Genomic DNA, 21,468 nt, shown 5'->3' with positions numbered 1-21,468 from the left:
AGAACAGGAGACGCGGGGGATGGGGAACGACATGGAGTCCAAGCGGCGGGTCACGATCCGCGAGGTCGCCGAGCGGGCGGGCGTGTCGATGGCCACGGCGTCGCGTGCGCTCAGCGGCAACCATCCTGTGCCCGCCGCGACCCGGGCTCGCGTGCTGCGTGCCGCGCGTGACCTCGACTACGTCGCCAACGCCCACGCGCGTGCCCTTGTGGGCGGCGGCCGAAAGATGGCCGCCGTCGTCGTCCGCCAGGTCACCAGCCCTTTCTACGCCCAGGTCGCCGAGGGAGTGGAGGCGGAGGCCGCCGACCGGGGCTGGCTGTGCGTGGTCGGGGCGACCGGCGGGGATCCGCAGCGCGAGATGGAGTTCGTGCAGCTCATGCGGGAGGAGGGCGCGCGGCTGGTGATCCTGGTCGGCGGGGTCGTCGAGGACGACGCGTATCGCTCGCGCGTGGCCCACTACGCGCAGGCCCTGGACTCCTCCGGGGCCCGGCTCGTGCTGTGCGGGCGGCCGGCTCCTGATCCTGAGATCCCGGCGCTGGTCGTCGAGTTCGACAACGAGGCCGGCGCCCGGGCCATCACCGGGCACCTGCTTTCCGCCGGACACCGGCGGATCGTGTTCCTCGGTGGACTGCCCGGCAACACGGCTCTGGATGCCCGCGTCGTCGGTTACCGGGCCGCGCTCGCCGAACACGGGTTGCCGCCGACCGCTGCCCGCGTGGTCGACTGCGGCCTCGGACGCGCGGCGGGTTTGCGTGCGATGGGCGAGCTTCTCAAGGAGACGCGGGAGTTCACCGCCGTGTTCGCCGGGGACGACATGGTCGCCGCGGGTGCGCTGCGCGCTATCGCAGACGCGGGGCTGGGTGTCCCTGACGACATCTCGGTCGTCGGGTACAACGACATTCCGCTCGCCGAGGACTTCAATCCGCCGCTCACCACTGTTCGGACTCCCGCGGAGGAGCTTGGTCGCGCCGCCGTGCGGATCGCTCTGCGGGATCCCGACAGCGCCGCCGGGAGCCATCATCTGCTGGGCACGCACATCGTTGTTCGTCGCAGTGTCGCCGCGCCGGCCAGGCCGACTGGCGACTGCGGGTGATTCGTGGCTGGTCGCGCCCACGCGGCGGAGCCGCATACCGATGCAGCCCCGCGCCCCTGAGGCATGCTGCCCGACCGCCCCTTGACCGACACGGAGGATTCAGCCCCGTATGACCGCGCCGCATGTGTCGCTCCCCGACGACTCGACGCACCTTCCCGACCTGCCCGCACCCGACCCGGTGCTCTCGCCGATCACCGGCTGGACCCGCGCCCACTGGGAGGCGCTGGCCGACCGGCTCCTCGACGGGCTGCTGCCGTACGCCTCCCCGGGCTTCGCCCAGTACCGGCTGCCCGGCCCACCCAGCCACTCCGGCCCCTTGTCCGACGGCCTGGAAGGCTTCGCACGCTCCTTCCTCCTCGCCGCCTTCCGCATCGCGGGCTCGAACGGTCGCGTCGGCCCCGCCCTCATCGAGCGGTACGCCGCCGGACTCGCCGCCGGCACCGACCCGCACGGTGCCGAACGCTGGCCGCCCATCACCGACCGCGCCCAGCCCATGGTGGAGGCCGCGTCGATCGCCATCGCCCTGCACGAGTCCCGGCCGTGGCTGTGGGACCACCTCGACGACGGCGTGCGCGGGCGGGTCGCCGACTGGCTGGGCGGGTTCGTCGGCGCGGACGTCAACGACTCCAACTGGCGGCTCTTCCAGGTCATTTCGGAGGAGTTCCTGGCCTCCGTCGGCGCCCCGCACAGCCGTACCGAGATCGACGCGGGGCTCGCCCGCCTGGACGACTGGTATCGGGGCGGCGGCTGGTACACCGACGGCGACGGCCGCAAGTTCGACTACTACAACGCCTGGGCTCTGCACCTGTACCCGGTGCTGTGGCAGCGCATCGCGGGCCCCCGGGCGGACGGGGTGACCGTGGCCCGGCACCGGGCGCGACTGCGCGAATTCCTCGCCGTCCACCAGCACTTCTTCGGCTCCGACGGCGCCCCGGTCCACCAGGGCCGCTCCCTCACCTACCGCTTCGCGACGACCGCCCCGCTGTGGGCGGGCGCCCTCGCCGACGCCACCCCGCTGCCGCCCGGCCGCACCCGCCGCCTCGCCTCGGGCGCCCTGAAGCACTTCGCCGAGCACGGCGCGCCCGACGAGCGGGGCCTGCTCACGCTCGGCTGGTACCGCCCCTTCCTCCCCGTCACCCAGCGCTACTCGGGCCCCGCCTCCCCGTACTGGGCGAGCAAGGCGTTCCTGGGGCTGCTCCTGCCGGCCGACCACCCCGTCTGGGCGGCAACCGAGGAGCCCGCGCCCGTGGACAAGGAGGACGTCTGTCTGGCCCTGCCCGCACCGGGCTGGCTGCTGCACTCCACCTCGGCCGACGGGATCGTACGGCTGGTCAACCACGGCAGTGACCGCCTCCCGCCCCCGCCCGCGACCGCCGACGACAGTCCGCACTACGCGCGCTTCGCCTACTCCAGCGCCACAGCCCCCGAAACCCCCGGGACGACGGCGGGGGCCGACAACCACATCGCCCTGCTCACCCCCGACGGCACGCCGTCCCCGCGCGGCCGTATCCACCCCCTCGGCGCCTCGGGCGGCCGTGCCGCCTCCTGGCACCGGGCACTGGGGCATCGCATCGAAACGGTGAGCGTGGTGCGCGGGCCCTGGGAGGTGCGCGTGCACCGCCTCGACGTACCGCCCGGCACACCGGTGCGGGAAGGCGGCTGGGCCGTCGCCGACGACCTCGCGCCGCCGGTCGCCGGGACCGGACCGGGCCGGGCGTCGGCCCGCCGCGCGGACGGACTGACCAGCGCGATCATCGGCCTCCACGGCTGGGGCGACACCGAGGGCAGGGTCGTACCGGCCCTCGGCGCCAACGCCGTCGGACACCACTCCGCCACGCCCGTGCTCGAACTGGGCGCCGACGCCCGCCTGCTGGTCACCCTCGTGGTGCTCAGCGCCGACCCGCACGCGCTGTGCGCGGGAGCGAGCGCGTCGGTCGCCGCCGACGGCACCGTGGAGATCCGCTTCCCGGACGGCACCCGGGAGCGGGTGGCGCCCCGGCTCAGCGATGCGCCAGAGCCAGCGCCCGGTCCAGCGCCTGAAGGAAGGAGTTGACCGTCACCCGGTCCCGCACCGCCAGCCGCAGCCACTCCTCGCCCAGGCCCGGGAAGGTGTCCCCGCGCCGCACCGCGAAACCGAGGTCGCGCAGATGCCGGCGTACGGCGGTCGCGCGTGGCAGCCGTACGAGGACGAAGGGGCCCTCGGCCGGCTGGACCACCCGCAGCCCGTCGGAGGCGAACTCCTCCAACCCGGCGACGAGATGGGCCCGGTCCGCGGCGACACGGTGCGCCGCGTGCGCCGCCTCCGCCAGTGCCCGCGGCTCCACGCACGCCTCGGCGGCGGTGAGCGCCGGCGTGGACACCGGCCACAGCGGCTGGGCCCGCTCCAGGGCGGCGATCGTCTCCGGGGCGGCCAGCACGTACCCGATCCGCAGCCCGGCCAGCCCCCAGGTCTTCGTCAGGCTGCGCAGGACGACCAGCCCGGGCACGTCCGTCCGGCCGGCCAGCGCCTCCCGCTCGTCCGGCACCGCGTCCATGAACGCCTCGTCCACCACCAGGGTCCGCCCGCAACGGGCGAGTTGGGCGATCGCGGCGGCCGGGTGGAGGACGGAGGTGGGATTCGTCGGGTTGCCGACCACCACCAGGTCCGCGTCCTCCGGTACCGCGGCCGGGTCCAGCCGGAAGCCGTCCTGCTCGCGCAGCAGGACCCGGTCGACCGTGTGGCCCGCGTCCCGCAGCGCCGCCTCCGGCTCCGTGAACTGCGGGTGCACGACGACCGGTTGACGGACTTTCAAGGCGCGTGCGAGCAGAACGAACGCCTCCGCGGCACCCGCCGTCAGCAGCACCCGATCCGCCGGCAGCCCGTGCCGCGCCGCCACCGCAGCGCGCGCGGACCGCCCGTCCGGATAGGCGGCCAGTCCGGTCAGCGACCCGGCGATCCGCTCCCGCAGCCACGCGGGTGGGGTGTCCGCGCGGACGTTCACGGCGAGGTCGACCAGCGCCGACCCGTCGTCCCGCACCTCGGCGTCCCCGTGGTGCCGCAGGTCGTGGGCGTCCGGGCCGGCTTCGGTGCCGGTGTCGTCAGTGGGCATGGGTGTGTGCGCCATGGTGGTGGTGTCCGTGGTGGTGATGGTGGCCGTCGTCGTCCGGGTGGAAGTGCGGCTGCTGCGGCAGCCCCACCTTGTCCTCGAACCCGGGCAGCGCGATCCGGTACACGCACGAGTCGCAGTTCATCCGCAGATCGCCCTTGACGGCCTCCTCGTACCGCTCCATCACCAGGTCGAGCAGCTCCGGCTCCGGACCGATCACGTCCGCCGAACGCACCTCGACCTCCGGGTGTGCCTCCGCCCAGCCCTCCGTCTGCTGCCGCACCCGCTCCGGGAGGATCCCCGTGAACAGGAAGTACGGGAGTACGACGATCCGCCGCGCCCCCAGCTTCACGCACCGGTCCAGCCCGCTGGGCACGTCCGGCGCCGCCAGCGACACGAACGCCGTCTCCACGCCCGCGTACCCGCGCCCCTCCCACAGCAGCCGGGCCGCCTTGTGCACCTCGGCGTTGGCGTCCGGGTCGGTCGAGCCGCGCCCGACCAGCAGCACGGTCACGTCGGCCCGGTCGGCGGGCGTGCGTGCCGTCCCGCCGAGGGCCTCGTCCAGCCGCCGCTCCAGGACCGACAGCAGTGCCGGGTGCGGGCCCAGCGGACGGCCGTAGGCGTACGAGATCCCGGGGTGCCGCTCCTTCTCACGGGCCAGCGCCGCCGGGATGTCCCCCTTGGCGTGCCCGGCGGACACCAGCATCAGCGGTACGGCGGCGAAACGGCGCACGCCCCGCTCCACCAGCTCGGTGACCGCATCGCCCAGCGGCGGCGGGGACAACTCGATGAAGCCGCCCGCGACGGGCAGTTCGGGATGACGGTCGCCCAACTCCCGTACGAAGTCGCGGAACGCCTCGGCTCCGGCATCGTCCCGGGTGCCATGGCCGGCGATGAGCAGGGCGGGCGGCGGGGTGGTCACGATTTCTCCTCGGGCATCGAAAGGGGGTGGTACAGCAGGGCGTTGAGTGCGGCGGCGGCCACCGCCGACCCGCCCTTCTCGGACACGTTGCTCACGGCGGGCAGCCCGCTCTCGCGCAACGCGGCCTTGGACTCGGCCGCCCCGACGAAACCGACGGGCAGCCCGATGACGAGCGCGGGCGAGGCGTCCAGGGTCAGCAACTCCTCCAGCGCGGTGGGGGCACAGCCGATCACCCAGAGGGCGCCGGGCCCGACCCGTTCGTAGGCGAGTCGTATGGCGTGGGCCGAACGGGTCAGCCCGGGCCCGGACTTGGCCTCCTTGAGGCGACAGACGGTCTCCCGCCGGGTGATCCCCGCGGCCACCATCTCCACGTCCACGACCACCGGCGCCCCGGCGTGCAGCACGTTATGCGCCTTCGCCAACTCGCCCTCGTCCATGACGAGATCGCTCGCGTACTCCAGGTCGGCCGCGGAGTGGATGACCCGCTCCACCACCGCCCGGGTCAGCGGCGGGAAATGCGAGGTGTCCAGGCGGGCGCGCAGCCGCCGGAAGGACTCCTGCTCGATGGGATGCACCACGCGGTTCACCGGGCCTCCTCCTTCTCCGCCTGGTTCGGCTGGTTCTCCTGCCAGCGGTAGCCGCGCGGGGTCACCATGCGCCCCGCGATCCGCCGGGTCGCGGTGTTGCCCACGGTCACGACCGTCATCATGTCGACCGTCGCCGGGTCGAGGGCGGCCAGCGTCGTCAGCCTGCTGGACTCGTCCGGCCGCGACGCGTTCCGTACGACACCGACCGGCGTCGACGGCTCCCGGTGCTCCGCGAGGATCGCCAGCGCCTTCGGCAGCTGCCAGTCCCGGCCCCTGCTGCGCGGGTTGTAGAAGGTCACGACGATGTCCGCCTCGGCAGCCGCGCGCACACGTCGCTCGATGACCTCCCAGGGCGTGTGAAGATCGGACAGGCTGATGGACACGTGGTCGTGGCCCAGCGGCGCCCCGAGGATCGCGGCCGCGGCGAGGGCGGCGGTCACGCCGGGCACACCGATCACGTCGATGTCGTCGGAGGCCTCGGCGAGCGCGGGAGAGGCCATGGCGTACACACCGGCGTCCCCACTGCCGATCAGCGCGACGGCCTGCCCCTTCCGGGCCTCCTCCACGGCCGTCCGCGCCCGCTCCTCCTCGGCGCCGAGCCCCGACTCCAGGATCCGGGTCCCGGGCCGCAGCAGGTCGCGGATCTGGTCGACGTACTGGTCGAGCCCGACGAGCACGGAAGCGCGTCGCAGTTCGGCCTTGGCACGCGGCGTGAGCAGATCCCGGGCACCCGGCCCGAGCCCGACCACCGCGAGCCGCCCGCGCGCGGGCCGCCGTACGACGGCACAGGTCGCCATGGCGGGGGCGGCAGCCGATTTCCGCTTGGGGACGAGGAGTTCACCACCGCGTACCAGCGCGGCGGCCTCGGCGACGGAAGGGGTGCCGACGGCGGCGAGCGGGGCGTCGGAGGGGTTGGGCACGTCCACGGCGGCCAACTCCTCGGCGGAGTGGGTGACGAGGGGGACGCCGAGATGTTCGGCGGCCTCGACGATGCCGGGTTCGTCGGCCTTGGCGTCGACGGTGGCGAGTTCGGCGACGCTACGGGCGGACAGTCCCGCATCGCGCAACGCCGCCTCGATCAGCTCCAGCACCTCGTCGACGGGGGCACCCTTGGAGGCGCCGACGCCGACGACGAGGGACGGGGGCCGGAGGACGACCTCGTGCTCGGCGGGTCCGACGAGGCGATCCGTCAGCCGGATCACGTACGCCCCTTCCTCGGCGACCCGGAGCGCCGGAAGGGGCCAGGCGAAGTCCGCCTTCAGCGCCACCGGCTCACCGTCGAGCACAGCCCGGGAAACCCCGGCGACATCCCCCTCCGCCGGGAACCCGAGCGTATCCAGCCCGGGCACCCCCACCGCATCCGTGGCCGTGGTCACCACGGGCTCCGCGCCCAGCAACTCCCCGACCTCGCGGGCGAGCTCATTGGCACCGCCCCCATGCCCGCCCACCAGCGACACGGCGAACCGCCCGCCCTCGTCGACGCACACCACACCCGGGTCGGACGCCTTGTCACCCAGCAGCGGGGCGGTCAGCCGTACGACCGCCCCCGTGGCCAGAAAACACACGAGCTGCTCGCACTCGGCGAACGCCCGCCGTACGGCGTCCCCGACGGGCCCGTCGTACACCCGGACCCGGGAGGGCCACGCCGCGGCCAGCCGGTCCCGCGCCGCCGCGCCCGCCGCGGTGGCGGAAATGAGGCCGATCACTGGGCAACTCCTTCATCGGTACGTACTGGAGACCGGACGCCCCACAGCAGGAAAACGGGGTTCGTCGCCGCGAGCCGGGTCACGTCCCCCGGCAGCGGCGCGAGCCGGGACGACTGCAACAGCACCCCGTCGCAGTCGAACCCGGCGCCGGTGAGGGCGGCCCGCGCGGCCGGTACCCGGTCGAGCGCGGCCATCGCGACGACGACGGTCCGCCGGGCCCGCCGCGCGCACGCCGTGACGACGTCGGGCAGTTCACGCCCGCCACCGCCGACGAACACGGCGTCGGGATCGTCGGAAGCGTCGAGCTCGGACAGCACCGCGGGCGCCGCCCCGTGCACCACCCGTACGTCGACCCCGTGCGCGGCGGCGTTCGCGCGGATCCGCTCGACCCCGTCCAGGCTCTTCTCGACCGCCGTCACGGCGGCGCCGAGCCGCGCGCACTCCACGGCCACGGACCCGGATCCCGCGCCGACGTCCCAGACCAGGTCGCCCAGCCGCGGCCCGAGCCGGGCCAGGGCCAGCGCCCGCACCTCGAACTTGGTGATCATCGAGTCGCGGTGGCTGAACTCGCCCTCGTCCAGAGCCCATTGGGCAGGACCGGGCGGAGACCCGGCCACCGAGCGCACACCGCCCACCGCCCGCGACGCGTCCAGGCACAGCACCACGCTCACCGCCGGCCCCCAGTCACGGACGGCGGCCTCGGCCGGAGTCACCCGCTCCACGCGCTCGTCCGCGGAACCCAGCGCGCAGGCGACGACCAGGACACGTGAGTCGTCCCCGAGCGCGGCCCCCAGCTCCGCCGGACCCGCCCCCGGCCCCGTCAGCACGGCGACCTTCGGCCGCGCCCGGCACACATTCACCGCCGTACGCAGGTCACGCCCGTGCGCGCTGACGACGACGGCGTCGTCCCACGGCAGCCCGAGCCGCGCGAAGGCGGCGGCGACGGACGACACTCCCGGCCGGACATCCAGCCGCTCCGCACCGAACCGCTCGGCCAGCACCCGCACGATCCCGAAGAACCCGGGATCCCCCGAGGCCAGCACGACGACACGGCTCTGCTTGTCCAGGTGCCGCTCGATGACGTCCAGCGCCGGCGCCAACGCACCGAGGACGACCTGCTCGGCACCCTCCGGAACCGGCGCGGCGGACAGATGCCGCCGACCGCCCACGACCAGCCGGGCACCGGCCAGCACGTCCGCCGGCACCGGCGCCCCCGTCCCCGCCCCGACAACGGTGATCACGTGCTCGCACCCCGTGAGCGCAGCGCCTTCCGGGCCTCCGGGTCGGCCCTGCGGTAGCCGTGGAAGTGGCCGGGGTGGTAGAGGTGCGAACGGGTGCCGTGCGCGTCGAGGGCCGGGCCGACCAGGAACAGCGTGTGCTTCCAGAGCTTGTGCTCCTTGACCGTCTCCTCCAGCGTGCCGATCGTGCACCTCACCACCAGCTCCTCCGGCCAGGTCGCCTGGTAGGCGACGACGACCGGCGTGGTCGTCGGATAGCCGCCCTCCAGCAGCTCCCGTACGAGCTGCCCGCTGCGGGCGGCGGACAGGAAGATCGCCATGGTGGTGCCGTGCTTGGCGAACTCCCGCACCTCCTCCCCGGGCGGCATCGGCGTCTTGCCGCCGCCGAGCCGGGTGAGTACGACGGACTGCGCGACCTCGGGGATCGTCAGCTCGCGCTGCGCGAGCGCGGCGACGGCGGAGAAGGCGGAGACACCGGGAACGACCTCGGTCTCGACGCCGATCCGGGCACACCGGTCGAGCTGCTCCTGCGTACCGCCCCACAGGGCGGGATCGCCGGAGTGAATCCGGGCCACCTTCAGCCCTTCTTCACGCGCCCGCTCGTACACGGCGACGACGTCCTCCAGCGACATCGTCGCCGAGTCGAGGATCTCCGCGCCCTCGCGCGCGTGCTGGAGGACCTCCGCCTGGACCAGGCTGGCCGCCCAGATCACCACGTCGGCCTCCGCGATGGCACGCGCGGCACGGAACGTCAGCAGATCGGCGGCGCCGGGGCCGGCACCGACGAAGGTCACCTTGCCGGTGGGGGCATCGGCCATGGGAAATCGGTCCTCTCCTACGAAGTACTACGGACAGAGCCGCGCTGTGTGCTCAGGGCCATGCGGCGCTGCCGGATGTGCGTGAACGGGGCGGCTTGATCGGATACCAAGGGCACATGGCGGTCTTCGTCGCGCTCGGCGCGTTCCTGATGACGCTGGCCGGCGGCTGGACGGCACTGCGCGTGACCGACCGCCGCCATCTGGTGCTGGGCCTGGCAGGCGGCCTGATGCTCGGCGTGGTCGGCCTGGACCTGCTGCCGGAGGCGCTGGAGGCGGCGGACGCCGAGGTCTTCGCAGTACCCGCGGCCCTGCTCCTGTTCGTGGCCGGCTTCCTGCTGGCCCATCTGGTGGAACGTCTGCTGGCCGTGCGGCAGGCGGCCCACGGCGCCGAAGAGCACGACGGCCGTACGCCCGAAGTCGGCCTGACGGCGGCCGCCGCGATGGTCGGCCACAGCGCCATGGACGGCGTGGCGATCGGCGCGGCCTTCCAGGTGGGCGGCGGCATGGGCACCGCGGTCGCGCTGGCCGTCGTCGCCCACGACTTCGCCGACGGCTTCAACACGTACACGATCACGAGCCTGTACGGGAACGCGCGGCGCCGGGCACTCGCCATGCTGTTCGCGGATGCCCTGGCCCCCGTGGCGGGTGCGGCGTCCACGCTCCTGTTCACGATCCCGGAGCCGATGCTCGGCGGCTATCTCGGCCTCTTCGGCGGCGCGCTGCTGTATCTGGCGGCGGCCGAGATCCTCCCGGAAGCCCACCACGAACACCCCGCCCGCTCGACCGTGCTGTGCACGGTCGCGGGCGCGGCGTTCATCTGGCTGGTGGTGGCCGTGGCCGAATGATCCGGGGGTCGTCACAGCTTGCCGCCCCGCCCGCCGTCCCGCCGCGCGGGCGCGATGAGCGTGGAGAGGTAGGGGAGAGGAGCACCGTCGAGCTCGGCGGCCGACCGGACGGACTCCTCGGGCAACCCGAGCGCCGACCCCCACACGGCATCGTCGATCCGCCCGGTCTCCCGCAACACCTCGGCCACCTCCCGCGCATGCCGCCCGAACTTGTAGGCGACGACGGTCCCGGGCCCGTTCAGGGCGTCCTTGAGCACGGCGGCCCCCGCGGTCACGGGCACCAGCGTGAGCGGCTCGGTGCCTTCCGTCAGCACGGCCCCCGACCGCGCCGCGAGGTCCTGCATGGCGGTGATCCCGGGCACGGTCTCCACGACGACACCGGGCACCACCTCGCCGATGGTCTGCGCGAGATAGGTGAACGTGGAGTACACGTTCGGGTCGCCGATGGTCGCGAAGGCGACGCTGCCGTACTGCTTCAGCAGCCCGGCGACCCGCTCACCCGCCGCGTCCCACGCGGCCTCCCGCCGCGCCCGGTCGCTGCGCTCGTTGAGCGCGAACACGACCCGGACGACCTTCTCCTCGGGCACGTAGTGCAACACGGTCGCCTCGGCGCGCCCCCGCTCACCGGTGTCCATGACCGGTACGACGACCACGTCTGCCGCCCGCAGAGCATTGACGCCCTTGACGGTCACCAGCTCGGGATCACCGGGCCCGACCCCGACTCCGATCAGCCTGCTGCTCATGACGTCCGGCACCTCTCCACGAACCGACGGGCGACACCGGGCTCCGAGGCCCAGTGCGTGTGCAGATAACTCGCGTGCACACCTCGCTGTACGAAACCTTCGACCCGCCGCCGCGGTGCCAGCACACCCCAGGCGGGAGCGGCCCCCGAGCCGGGCTCGACGACCGTCCGATGAAACTCGTGCCCCCGCATCCGAATCCCGGCCACCGCGAGCACACTGTCACTCACGGCCACGGCGTCCCGGTACCCGAGGGTGAGCCGCTCGCCCATACGGGCCGTGGCGTCGAGCACGCCGCACATGGGCCGCCCGTCGAGCTCACGGCACAGGTACAGCAGCCCGGCACATTCGGCGGCGACGGGAGCACCGTCCTCCGCGAGGGCGGCAACGGCCTTGCGGAGAGGCTCGTTGGCGGACAGCTCGCCGGCATACACCTCGGGAAACCCGCCACCGATCACCAACCCCCGTGTACCGTCCGGCAGTCGCTCGTCACGCAGTGGATCGAAGGGAATGACCTCGGCACCGGCGGCGGTGAGCAGCTCGGTGTGCTCGGCGTAGGAGAAGGTGAACGCGGCCCCACCGGCAACGGCAATGACGGGAGCTTCCATGCCCGGCCCGACATCATCCAGCCCGTCCGGCACCTTCGAGCGCCGGTCCGCATCATCCAGCCCGTCCGGCGTTTGAGGACGAGGCCCGTTCAGGGCCGACAGCGGGGGTCTGGGGGCGCCAGCCCCCAGGGACGGGACGGGAAGGGGCGGAGGGGGCGAAGAAGCCAGCACCTCAGCCGCATCCCAACCCGCACACGACAACGCCCCCGCACTCCGCGCCAACGCGACCAGCGCCTCCAGATCACACCCGGAACGCACCTGCTCCGCCATCGCGGCAACAGCCTCCACGGCCTCGCCCCGCCGCTCGGCAACCGGCACCAACCCCAGATGCCGAGAAGGCGTATCCACCCGAGCCGCCCGCCGCAACACCCCCAACACAGGCACCCCGGCCGACCCCAACGCCTCCCGCAGCAACTCCTCATGCCGATCCGAGGCGACCTTGTTCAGAATCACGCCCCCGACCCGCACCTCCGGATCCCAGGACGCGAACCCGTGCACCAGCGCCGCCACCGACCGGGACTGCGACGAGGCGTCCACGACCAGCACCACCGGCGCCCGCAGCAACTTCGCCACATGAGCGGTGGACGCCAGTTCACCCTCCCCGGCAGCCCCGTCGTACAGCCCCATCACGCCCTCGACCACGGCGATGTCACACCCACGCGCCCCATGCAGAAACAGCGGCCCGACCAACTCCGGCCCACACAGATACGCGTCGAGATTCCGCCCCACCCGCCCGGTGGCGAGCGCGTGGTACCCGGGATCGATGTAGTCCGGCCCCACCTTGTGCGGAGACACGGCAAGTCCCCGCGCGGCGAACGCGGCCATCAACCCCGTGGCGACGGTGGTCTTGCCGCTGCCCGACGAGGGCGCGGCAATGACCAGCCGAGGGACGGAGGAGCTCACCACTCGATGCCCCTCTGCCCCTTCTGCCCGACGTCCATCGGATGCTTGACCTTGGACATGTCGGTGACGAGATCCGCGAAGTCGACGAGCTTCTCGGGCGCGTTCCGCCCGGTGATCACGACATGCTGGGTCCCGGGCCGATCGCGCAGCACGGAGACGACCTCATCGGTGTCGACCCACCCCCAGTGCATGGGGTAGGCGAACTCGTCCAGCACGTACAGCTGGTACGTCTCGGCGGCCAGATCCCGCTTGACCTGCTCCCAGCCCTCCCGGGCCTTGTCCTCGTTGTCCATCTGATCGTCGCGCTGCACCCACGACCAGCCCTCGCCCATCTTGTGCCAGTCGACGGTGCCGCCCTGCCCGGACGCCCCCAGCACCCGCAGCGCGTTCTCCTCGCCGACCTTCCACTTCGCCGACTTGACGAACTGGAACACCCCGATCGGCCACCCCTGGTTCCAGGCGCGCAGCGCGAGCCCGAAGGCGGCGGTGGACTTGCCCTTCCCGATGCCCGTGTGCACCACGACAAGAGGCCGATTCCTCCGCTGACGAGTCGTCAGCCCGTCGTCCGGAATCACACTCGGCTGTCCCTGCGGCATTACGCGGCCCTCCTCGAATTCCCCTGAACTTCCTTGACCAGCCCGGCGATCGAGTCCGCGCGCAGTTCGTCCAGCGTCACCGCCGTACCGCCCAGCTCACCCGCGAGCTGCCCGGCGAGCCCCAGCCGCACCGGCCCCGACTCACAGTCGACCACCACGGAGGCGACCCCCTCGGCGGCGAACAACCGGGCCGCCCGTCCGGCGAGCGCGACCGGCTCCGGGCCACCCGTGGCCCGCCCGTCGGTCACGACCACGACGAGCGCCCGCCGGGCCGGGTCCCGCAGCCGCTCCACCCGCAGCACGTCATGCGCCTTGAGCAGCCCGGCGGCCAGCGGTGTCCGACCACCGGTCGGCAACGACTCGAGCCGAGCGGCCGCCGCGTCGACGGACGAGGTCGGCGGCAATGCCACATCGGCGGCCGACCCCCGAAACGTCACCAGCCCCACCTTGTCCCGCCGCTGATACGCATCCAGCAACAGCGACAACACGGCCCCCTTCACGGCACTCATCCGCTGCCGGGCCGCCATCGACCCGGAGGCGTCCACGACGAACAGCACGAGATTCCCCTCGCGCCCTTCCCTGGTCGCCTGCCGCAGATCGTCCCGCCGCACCACCAGCCCCCGCCCGGACCGCCCCCGCGCCCGCTGATGCGGCGCCGCCGCCTGCACGGTCGCCGCCAGATGCAGCTTGGTCAGCGCCCCTCGGGGCCGCCGAGCCCCGGTCGTCCGCCCATGCTCGGTCCGCGCCCGCGACCGCCGCCCGGCGGCACCCTCACCGAGCCCCGGCACGCTCAGCACCTTCGTCCGGAAGGGCTCAGCGGCTCGCGCGGCCTGCTGCTCACCCGAGCCGGCACCGGAAGGCTGCGGCTCGTCACCCTCCCCGGCCTCGGGCCGTGCACCGGTGTCGCCCCCTTCAGGTTCAGGCCCCTCCGAAGGCGGCTGCCCACCACCCCCACCGGGCCCGTCCGGATCCGGATCGTCGTCGCCCTCGCCCTGCCCCCCGAACTCCTCCAGCGTCTCGTCGAGCTTGTCCTCGTCCAGCCCCGGTGCGTCGAAGGGATTACGACGCCTGCGGTGCGGCAGCGCGAGCAGGGCCGCCTGCCGCACATCCTCGGCGAGCACATCGGTCCGCCCTGCCCAGGCGGCCAGCGCGGTGGCCGTCCGGGCCATCACGATGTCGGCCCGCATCCCGTCCACCTCGAAGGCAGCACAGGTCGCGGCGATCTGCCGCAGCGCCCCGTCGCCCAGCCGCACCGACGGCAACAGCTCCCGCGCCGCCACGATCCGCGCCCGTACGGCGGCCTCTTCGTCCGCCCACCGCGCCGCGAAACCCGCCGGATCGTCGTCGTACGCGAGCCGCCGCCGTACGACCTCCACCCGCTGGTCCGGCTCCCGCGAGGCCGCGACCTCGACGGTCAGCCCGAACCGGTCGAGCAACTGCGGCCGCAGTTCGCCCTCTTCGGGATTCATGGTCCCGACGAGGAGGAACTTCGAGGCGTGCCGTACGGAGACGCCTTCCCGCTCCACATACGACGCGCCCATCGCGGCCGCGTCCAGCAGCAGGTCGACCAGGTGGTCGTGGAGGAGGTTGACCTCGTCGACGTAGAGGATCCCGCGGTGGGCGTCGGCGAGCAGGCCGGGTTCGAAGGCCTTCACGCCCTCGGACAGAGCACGCTCGATGTCCAGCGCACCCACGAGCCGGTCCTCGGAGGCGCCGACCGGCAACTCGACCATGCGCGCGGGCCGTTGGACACCAGCCCCCGGCTCGTGCGGACCGTCCGGGCACGCGGGGTCGGGCGATTCGGGGTCGCACGAGAAACGGCACCCGGGGACGACAGGCACCTCCGGCACGAGCGCCGAAAGCGCGCGTACGGCCGTCGACTTGGCGGTGCCCTTCTCGCCGCGCACCAGCACACCACCGACCGCCGGGGACACGGCGTTCAGCAGCAGCGCGAGCCGCAGGTCGTCCTGGCCCACGACGGCTGTGAACGGAAACGGGGTACTCACTTGTCGTCGCCCTCCAAGTCGCCTTCCAGCTCCAGGTAGGTGGCCCGCAGCCGCTCCAACGTGTCCGCGTCCGGCTCGGCCCACAGACCGCGGTCGGCGGCCTCGAGCAGCCGTTCGGTGATGCCGCGCAGTGCCCACGGGTTGGACTTCTTCATGAAGTCCCGGTTCTCCGGGTCGAAGACGTACTCCGCGCTGAGCTTCTCGTACATCCAGTCGTCCACGACCCCGGCCGTGGCGTCGTATCCGAAGAGGTAGTCGACGGTCGCCGCCATCTCGAAGGCGCCCTTGTAGCCGTGCCGCCGCATCGCCGCCATCCAGCGCGGGTTGACCACGCGGGCGCGGAAGACGCGGTGTGTCTCCTCGCCGAGGGTGCGCGTCTTCACCTGGTCGGGGGTTGCCGAATCACCCACGTACGCCTCGGGGCTCGCCCCCGTGAGGTGCCGCACCATGGCGACCATGCCGCCGTGGTACTGGAAGTAGTCGTCGGCGTCGACGAGATCGTGCTCACGCGTGTCGACGTTCTTGGCGGCGACGGCGATCCGCTTGAACGCCGTCTCCATGTCCCCGCGCGCCGCCCGCCCGTCCAGCCCGCGCCCGTACGCATAGCCGCCCCACACCGCGTACACCTCGGCGAGGTCGGCGTCCGATCGCCAGTTCCGCGCGTCGATCAGCGGCAGCAGCCCGGCCCCGTAGGCCCCCGGCTTGGACCCGAAGATACGAGCCGTCGCGCGCCGCCGGTCGCCGTGCTCGGTGGTGTCCTGCTCCACGTGCGCCCGTACGTAGTTGGACTCGGCGGGCTCGTCCAGCTCGGCCACCGCCCGTACCGCGTCATCGATCAGGCCCACCACGTGCGGGAACGCGTCCCGGAAGAAGCCGGAGATACGGACCGTGACGTCGATGCGCGGCCGACCGAGCTCCTCCACCCCGACGACCTCGAAGCCCGTCACCCGCCTCGACGCGTCGTCCCACACCGGCCGGCACCCCAGCAGCGCCAGGATCTCGGCGATGTCGTCACCCTGGGTGCGCATGGCCGACGTACCCCAGACCGTCAGGCCGACCGACTTCGGATACTCACCGGTGTCGGCCAGGTACCGCTGCACGAGTGAGTCGGCGAGCGACTGCCCGACCTCCCAACTCAGCCGGGAGGGAATGGCCTTGGGGTCGACGGAGTAGAAGTTCCGGCCGGTGGGGAGGACGTTGACCAGTCCGCGGGTGGGCGAACCGGAGGGACCGGCCGGGACGTAACCACCTTCGAGCGCCTTGAGGATGTGCCCGATCTCGTCGGTCGTCCTCTCCAGCCGTGGCACGACCTCCCGGCAGGCGAACTCCACCACCGCGACGGCGTCGGGGTGTTCGGTACCGAGGACCTCCCGGACGAGGGCCGGTGCGGCCGTGACGTCCCACGCCCGCTCTTCCATGCCCTCCGCGACCCGCCGGCACAGCTGCTCCAGCAGGTCGATCGAGTCGGCGGCCGTACGCGCCGGGCCCTCGACGAGATCCGTCAGCTCCACCGGCACCTTGACCGGTTCCCCGGGCTCGGCCAGCAACTCCTTCTCCACCAGCCCGAAATGAGCCGCCAGACAGGCCCTGAGCCCCGGCAGCGCGTTCGCCTGCCCGCCCCACACCTGCGAGGCACGCAGCACCGCGAGCACGAGGTTCACGCGCGGTTCGCCGACCGGTCCGCCGCCCAGAATGTGCAGGCCGTCGCGGATCTGCACGTCCTTGATCTCGCACAGATAGCCGTCGATGTGCATGACGAACTCGTCGAACGCCTCGTCGTCCGGCTGCTCGTCGACATGCAGGTCGTGGTGCAGCTCGGCCGCCTTCACCAACGTCCAGATCTGCGCGCGTACGGCCGGCGCCTTCGTCGGGTCCAGGTCGGAGACGAGCGCGTACTCGTCGAGGAGCTGTTCCAGCTTGGCCAGGTCGCCGTAGGTGTCGGCGCGCGCCATCGGCGGCACCAGGTGGTCGACGACGGTGGCGTGCCCGCGCCGCTTGGCCTGGGTGCCCTCGCCGGGGTCGTTGACGATGAACGGGTAGATCAACGGCAGGTCCCCGAGGACGGCGTCCGGAGCGCAGCCGCCGCTGAGCCCGAGTCCCTTGCCCGGCAGCCACTCCATCGTGCCGTGCTTGCCCATGTGCACGATGGCGTCGGCGCCGAAGCTGTTGTCCAGCCACCTGTACGCGGCCATGTAGTGGTGCGACGGCGGCATGTCCGGGTCGTGGTAGATCGCGATCGGGTTCTCGCCGAAGCCGCGCGGCGGCTGGATCATCACGACGACGTTCCCGAACTGGAGCGAGGCCAGCACGATCTCGTCCCCGTCGACGTACAGGCCGCCCGGCGGCTCACCCCACGCCTCCAGCATCGCGTCCCGCAGCTCGGGGTCGAGCTTGTCGAACCACGCCCGGTAGTCGGCGAGCGGCACGCGTGCGGGGGCGGAGGCCAGCTGCTCCTCCGTCAGCCACTCGACGTCGTGGCCGCCGGCCTCGATCAGCCGGTGGATCAACTCGTCGCCGCCGGACGGGTACGCGGTGACCCCGTATCCCGCGTCCCGCAGCGCGTCCAGCACTCGCACCGCCGAGGCGGGCGTGTCCAGGCCGACCGCGTTGCCGACGCGCGAGTGCTTGGTCGGGTAGGCGGTGAAGACGAGCGCGAGCTTCTTCTCGGCGTTCGGCTTGTGCTTCAACTCCGCGTGCCGTACGGCGATTCCGGCGACCCGCGCGGCCCGCTCCGGATCGGCGACGTACACCGGGACCTCGTCCGGCCCCTGCTCCTTGAAGGAGAACGGCACGGTGATCAGCCGCCCGTCGAACTCCGGGATGGCGACCTGCATCGCCGCGTCCATGGGGGAGAGAGCGGCGTCCGACTCCTCCCAGGCGCTCCGCGACGAGGTCAGGCAAAGCCCCTGCAGCACTGGGACGTCGAGGTCGGCGAGCGCCCCGATGTCCCACGCCTCCTCGTCACCGCCGGCCGACGCCTGCGAGGCGTGCGTGCCGCCGGCGGCGAGGACGGTGGCGACGAGGGCGTCGGCCTTGGCGAGGAGCTCGTAGAGTCCGGGGTCGGCACCGCGCAGCGAACCGCAGTACACGGGAAGTGCGTTGGCGCCCCGCGCTTCGATCGCGTCGCACAGCGTGTCCACGAAGGCGGTGTTGCCGCTGAGCTCGTGCGCTCGGTAGAAGAGGACGCCGACGGTCGGGCGCCCCTCGGCGAAGGGACGCTCACCATGGACGCCGTACTCGGGCATCTTCCGCGGCTCGACGAACCCCTCACCGGTCAGCAGCACGGTGTCCGACAGGAACCGCGCCAGCTCGGTCAGGTTGGCCGGCCCGCCCTCGACGAGATACCGCAGCGCCTCCGCCACGACTCCCGCCGGCACCGACGACTCGGCCATCAACTCCGCGTCGGGCACGGCCTCTCCGCCCAGCAGCACGGTCGGGATGCCGGACGCCTTCAGCGCGGCGAGCCCGTCCTCCCAGGCCCGCTTGCCACCGAGCAGCCGTACGACGGCGATGTCCGCGCCCGCGATGAGGGAGGGCAGCTCGCCCTCGACATCCACGCGGGTCGGGTTGCCGATCCGGTAGGAGGCACCGGAAGCGGCCCGAGCCGCCAACAGGTCCGTGTCGGCGGTCGACAACAACAACACTGTGCTCATGCGGGCGCTCCCGGTGGAAGGAAAGGCAGTCCTTGCGGCGCGCCGGACTCGATGAGCCGCCACAGCGCGTCCGTGTCCGCGTGCTGTTCGATCAGGTCGCCGAGCCGGTCGAGCTGCTCCTCGCGCAGCGCGGCGAACGAGGTGTCCGGGGCCGGCACGAACCGGCGGCCCGCGGCGGCCGCCACCTCACGCAGGAAGGCCCGCCGGAAACCGTCCGACTCCAGCGATCCGTGCCAGTGCGTGCCCCAGGTCTGGCCGACCCGGCAGCCGTCCAGGAAGGGCTCTCCGCCTGCGATATCGGCGACCCCGTGATGAATCTCGTACCCCGCGGCGTGCTCCCCGAGGGCTTCGCCCTCCGGCCGCGTGAGGGTCTTCTCCCGCGCGAACCGCACCCGTACGGGAAGCAGCCCGAGCCCGTCGACATGCCCCTGCCGGCTCTCGACGTCGTCCTCGATGTGCTCGCCGAGGATCTGGAAGCCGCCGCAGATGCCGAGGACCGGCAGCCCGGCCGCGGCCCTGCGGACGAGGGCGTCGGCCAGCCCGCGCTCCCGCAGCCACTCCAGTGCCCGTACGGTCCCCCGGGTCCCCGGAATCACCACGAGGTCGGCGTCGGACAGCTCCTCCGGCCGGTCCACGAACCGGACGACCACACCCGGCTCGGCGGCCAGCGCGTCCACGTCGGTGAAGTTGGACATCAGGGGGACGGCACAGACGGCGACGCGCAGTACGTCCGCGCCGACGGGCGGGGCGACGACCGACTCCCTGACCGTCCCCCGCAGGGAGACCCGGAGCCCGTCCTCCTCGTCGATGCCGAGCCCGTGCCGGAAGGGCAGGACGCCGTAGGTCCGCCGTCCGGTGAGCCCGTGCAACATGTCGAGCCCGGGTTCCAGCAGGGAGACGTCCCCCCGGAACTTGTTGACCAGGAACCCGGCGACGAGTTCCTGATCCTCGGGCGAAAGCAGCGCGACGGTCCCGAAGAAGGAGGCGAACACGCCACCACGGTCGATGTCCCCCACCACGAGCACAGGCAGCCGCGCGTTCCGCGCGATCCCCATGTTCACGATGTCGGTCCGCCGCAGATTGATCTCGGCAGGACTGCCGGCCCCCTCACAGATCACCGCGTCATACGTGCCCCGCAACTCGGCGAGACAGTCCAGCACGGTCCCGAGGAGCCTTTGCTGCCGCCCCCCGTGGTACCCGCGCGCGCTCAGCTCGCCGACCGGCTTCCCGAGCAGCACGACCTGACTGCTCTGCTCGCCTCCTGGCTTGAGCAGCACGGGATTCATCAGGGCGGTCGGCTCGACACGACAGGCCTGCGCCTGCATGGCCTGCGCCCGCCCGATCTCCGCGCCCTCCCGCGTCACGAACGAATTGAGGGACATGTTCTGCGCCTTGAAGGGCGCCACCTTGACGCCCTGCCGCACCAGCCACCGACAGATCCCGGCGGTGACGACACTTTTGCCGGCGTCGGAGGTGGTACCGGCGACGAGAAGCCCACCACCGGTCATGACACACGCCCCGACCGCCGGCGGCACCGCTGTGGGCAGTCGTTCCGCAGGGCGATGGGGGTCCCCCCGCTCGAGCGAAGCCGAGAGTGGGGGAGGGTGGGCACAGCCTGCGGTGCCGGGCGCCTCGCGACCCGCTCCCGCAGTAGCGCACCTGCCGCACTCACCCCCAACGCCAGCCACCCCACCCGCCGCGACAACCGAACAGCCCGCTCGATGTCCCCGACTTCCACAGAACGCCCCCCATCGTTCAGCACAGGCCGATGCTCGACCCGCCCCGCATACGACAACGTCCCCCCGAGCCGCACCCCCAGCGCCCCCGCGAACGACGCCTCCACAGGCCCGGCGTTGGGACTCGGATGCTTGGCCGCGTCCGCACGCCAAGCACGTACGGCCCCCCGCAGATCTTCGCCGGCCACCGCAGCCAGAACCGCAGTCACCCGCGCCCCCGGCCACCCCGCAACGTCGTCGAGCCGCGCGGAAGCCCACCCGAACCTCCGGTGGCGCAGCGACTTGTGCCCGACCATCGCGTCAAGGGTGTTGACGGCCCGAAACCCGAGAAGCCCCGGCACCCCACCAACGGCCCCCCACACCAGCGCCCCCACCACCGCGTCGGACGTGTTCTCGGCGACGGACTCCACCACGGCCCGCGCGATCCCGTCGGCGTCGAGTGCCTGCGGATCCCGTCCGCACAGATGCGGCAGCCGCGCCCGGGCCCCCTCGACGTCCCCCGCCTCCAGGGCACGTCCGACGGCCCGGGCTTCCCGGGCGAGCGAAGTCCCGCCCACGACGGCCCAGGTGGCGGCGCCGGTCAGCGCGACGGAGGCGGCAGGGGACGTACGTACGGCACGAGCGGCCACGGCCCCGAGCGCGACGGCGCCACCGGCACACACGACGGCGTGCAGCGCACCCCACCCGCGATGGTCCCGCCACAACACCCGCTCCACGGCACCCGCGGCCCGTCCGAACACGGCGACCGGATGCCCACGGCGCGGATCACCGAGAAGCAGGTCGCCGAGGAGGCCGGCGGCGGCGCCGTACGCGAAAACGCGATCGGCCCGCATCGGCTCAGCCGACCGCGGAGTCAGACAACGCGTTGGTACTGAACCTCAATCGGCAGCCGAGCATGGCGATATGTCCTCACTCAGGGTGTCCACGCCCT

At 72.8% G+C, this 21,468-nt stretch carries 16 protein-coding genes; 3 read left to right on the top strand and 13 right to left on the bottom strand.

What is annotated here, in order from left to right; translation table 11 throughout:
* Positions 1-19 precede the first annotated feature (19 nt).
* Positions 20-1,093, top strand: a complete 1,074-nt coding sequence (locus tag ABT063_RS37430; RefSeq protein WP_502990960.1) for a LacI family DNA-binding transcriptional regulator — start codon at positions 20-22, stop codon at positions 1,091-1,093.
* 109 nt (positions 1,094-1,202) lie between these two features.
* Entirely contained in the window at positions 1,203-3,146 is a 1,944-nt protein-coding gene (locus tag ABT063_RS37425) for a DUF2264 domain-containing protein (protein WP_351064846.1), read from the top strand.
* Here ABT063_RS37425 and cobC read toward each other — a convergent pair.
* Genes cobC through cobM form a run of 6 tightly spaced genes read right to left on the bottom strand, consistent with a single transcriptional unit; the run spans position 3,094 to position 9,450 of the window.
* A complete protein-coding gene (gene cobC, locus ABT063_RS37420; protein WP_502990959.1) occupies positions 3,094-4,197 on the bottom strand; it encodes an Rv2231c family histidinol phosphate aminotransferase CobC in 1,104 nt (367 codons plus the stop codon). The two genes, ABT063_RS37425 and cobC, sit on opposite strands and share 53 nt — an antisense overlap.
* Complete coding sequence (locus ABT063_RS37415) at positions 4,172-5,101, bottom strand: sirohydrochlorin chelatase (protein ID WP_351064842.1); 930 nt, start codon at positions 5,099-5,101, stop codon at positions 4,172-4,174. Before ABT063_RS37415 ends, cobC begins: the two co-directional genes overlap by 26 nt.
* The gene (locus tag ABT063_RS37410; RefSeq protein WP_351064841.1) at positions 5,098-5,688 is read right to left on the bottom strand and encodes a precorrin-8X methylmutase; all 591 of its coding nucleotides are present in this window, start codon (positions 5,686-5,688) and stop codon (positions 5,098-5,100) included. The genes ABT063_RS37415 and ABT063_RS37410 overlap by 4 nt, the downstream gene beginning before the upstream one ends.
* Entirely contained in the window at positions 5,685-7,394 is a 1,710-nt protein-coding gene (cobJ, locus tag ABT063_RS37405) for a precorrin-3B C(17)-methyltransferase (protein ID WP_351064839.1), read from the bottom strand. Before cobJ ends, ABT063_RS37410 begins: the two co-directional genes overlap by 4 nt.
* Positions 7,391-8,635 (bottom strand): precorrin-6y C5,15-methyltransferase (decarboxylating) subunit CbiE, encoded by a 1,245-nt coding sequence (gene cbiE, locus ABT063_RS37400; RefSeq protein WP_351064837.1) that lies wholly within the window; start codon positions 8,633-8,635, stop codon positions 7,391-7,393. Before cbiE ends, cobJ begins: the two co-directional genes overlap by 4 nt.
* A complete protein-coding gene (gene cobM / locus ABT063_RS37395; RefSeq protein ID WP_351064836.1) occupies positions 8,632-9,450 on the bottom strand; it encodes a precorrin-4 C(11)-methyltransferase in 819 nt (272 codons plus the stop codon). The genes cbiE and cobM overlap by 4 nt, the downstream gene beginning before the upstream one ends.
* A gap of 116 nt (positions 9,451-9,566) precedes the next feature.
* On the opposite strand from cobM, the gene ABT063_RS37390 reads away from it, so the two are divergent.
* The gene (locus ABT063_RS37390; protein ID WP_351064834.1) at positions 9,567-10,295 is read left to right on the top strand and encodes a ZIP family metal transporter; all 729 of its coding nucleotides are present in this window, start codon (positions 9,567-9,569) and stop codon (positions 10,293-10,295) included.
* An 11-nt stretch (positions 10,296-10,306) separates the two neighbouring features.
* On the opposite strand, the gene cobI is transcribed toward ABT063_RS37390, so the two are convergent.
* The 7 genes from cobI to ABT063_RS37355 are packed head-to-tail and all read right to left on the bottom strand — an operon-like array spanning position 10,307 to position 21,370.
* On the bottom strand, positions 10,307-11,038 hold the full coding sequence (gene cobI, locus ABT063_RS37385) for a precorrin-2 C(20)-methyltransferase (protein WP_351064832.1): 732 nt from the start codon (positions 11,036-11,038) through the stop codon (positions 10,307-10,309).
* Positions 11,035-12,546 (bottom strand): cobyrinic acid a,c-diamide synthase CobB, encoded by a 1,512-nt coding sequence (locus tag ABT063_RS37380; RefSeq protein ID WP_351064831.1) that lies wholly within the window; start codon positions 12,544-12,546, stop codon positions 11,035-11,037. Before ABT063_RS37380 ends, cobI begins: the two co-directional genes overlap by 4 nt.
* The gene (gene cobO, locus ABT063_RS37375; RefSeq protein ID WP_351064830.1) at positions 12,543-13,142 is read right to left on the bottom strand and encodes a cob(I)yrinic acid a,c-diamide adenosyltransferase; all 600 of its coding nucleotides are present in this window, start codon (positions 13,140-13,142) and stop codon (positions 12,543-12,545) included. Before cobO ends, ABT063_RS37380 begins: the two co-directional genes overlap by 4 nt.
* Complete coding sequence (locus ABT063_RS37370; RefSeq protein WP_351064828.1) at positions 13,142-15,148, bottom strand: putative cobaltochelatase; 2,007 nt, start codon at positions 15,146-15,148, stop codon at positions 13,142-13,144. The genes cobO and ABT063_RS37370 overlap by 1 nt, the downstream gene beginning before the upstream one ends.
* Complete coding sequence (gene cobN / locus ABT063_RS37365) at positions 15,145-18,801, bottom strand: cobaltochelatase subunit CobN (protein WP_351064826.1); 3,657 nt, start codon at positions 18,799-18,801, stop codon at positions 15,145-15,147. The genes ABT063_RS37370 and cobN overlap by 4 nt, the downstream gene beginning before the upstream one ends.
* On the bottom strand, positions 18,798-20,309 hold the full coding sequence (locus ABT063_RS37360) for a cobyric acid synthase (protein WP_351064824.1): 1,512 nt from the start codon (positions 20,307-20,309) through the stop codon (positions 18,798-18,800). The genes cobN and ABT063_RS37360 overlap by 4 nt, the downstream gene beginning before the upstream one ends.
* Positions 20,306-21,370 (bottom strand): cobalamin biosynthesis protein, encoded by a 1,065-nt coding sequence (locus ABT063_RS37355; RefSeq protein ID WP_351064822.1) that lies wholly within the window; start codon positions 21,368-21,370, stop codon positions 20,306-20,308. The genes ABT063_RS37360 and ABT063_RS37355 overlap by 4 nt, the downstream gene beginning before the upstream one ends.
* Positions 21,371-21,468 lie beyond the last annotated feature (98 nt).

Origin of the sequence: Streptomyces sp. NPDC002838 (genome assembly GCF_040295365.1) — a bacterium.
GTDB lineage: Bacteria > Actinomycetota > Actinomycetes > Streptomycetales > Streptomycetaceae > Streptomyces.
Note: the sequence above shows the minus strand (reverse complement) of the source record. Positions and strands in the feature narration are given on the sequence as shown.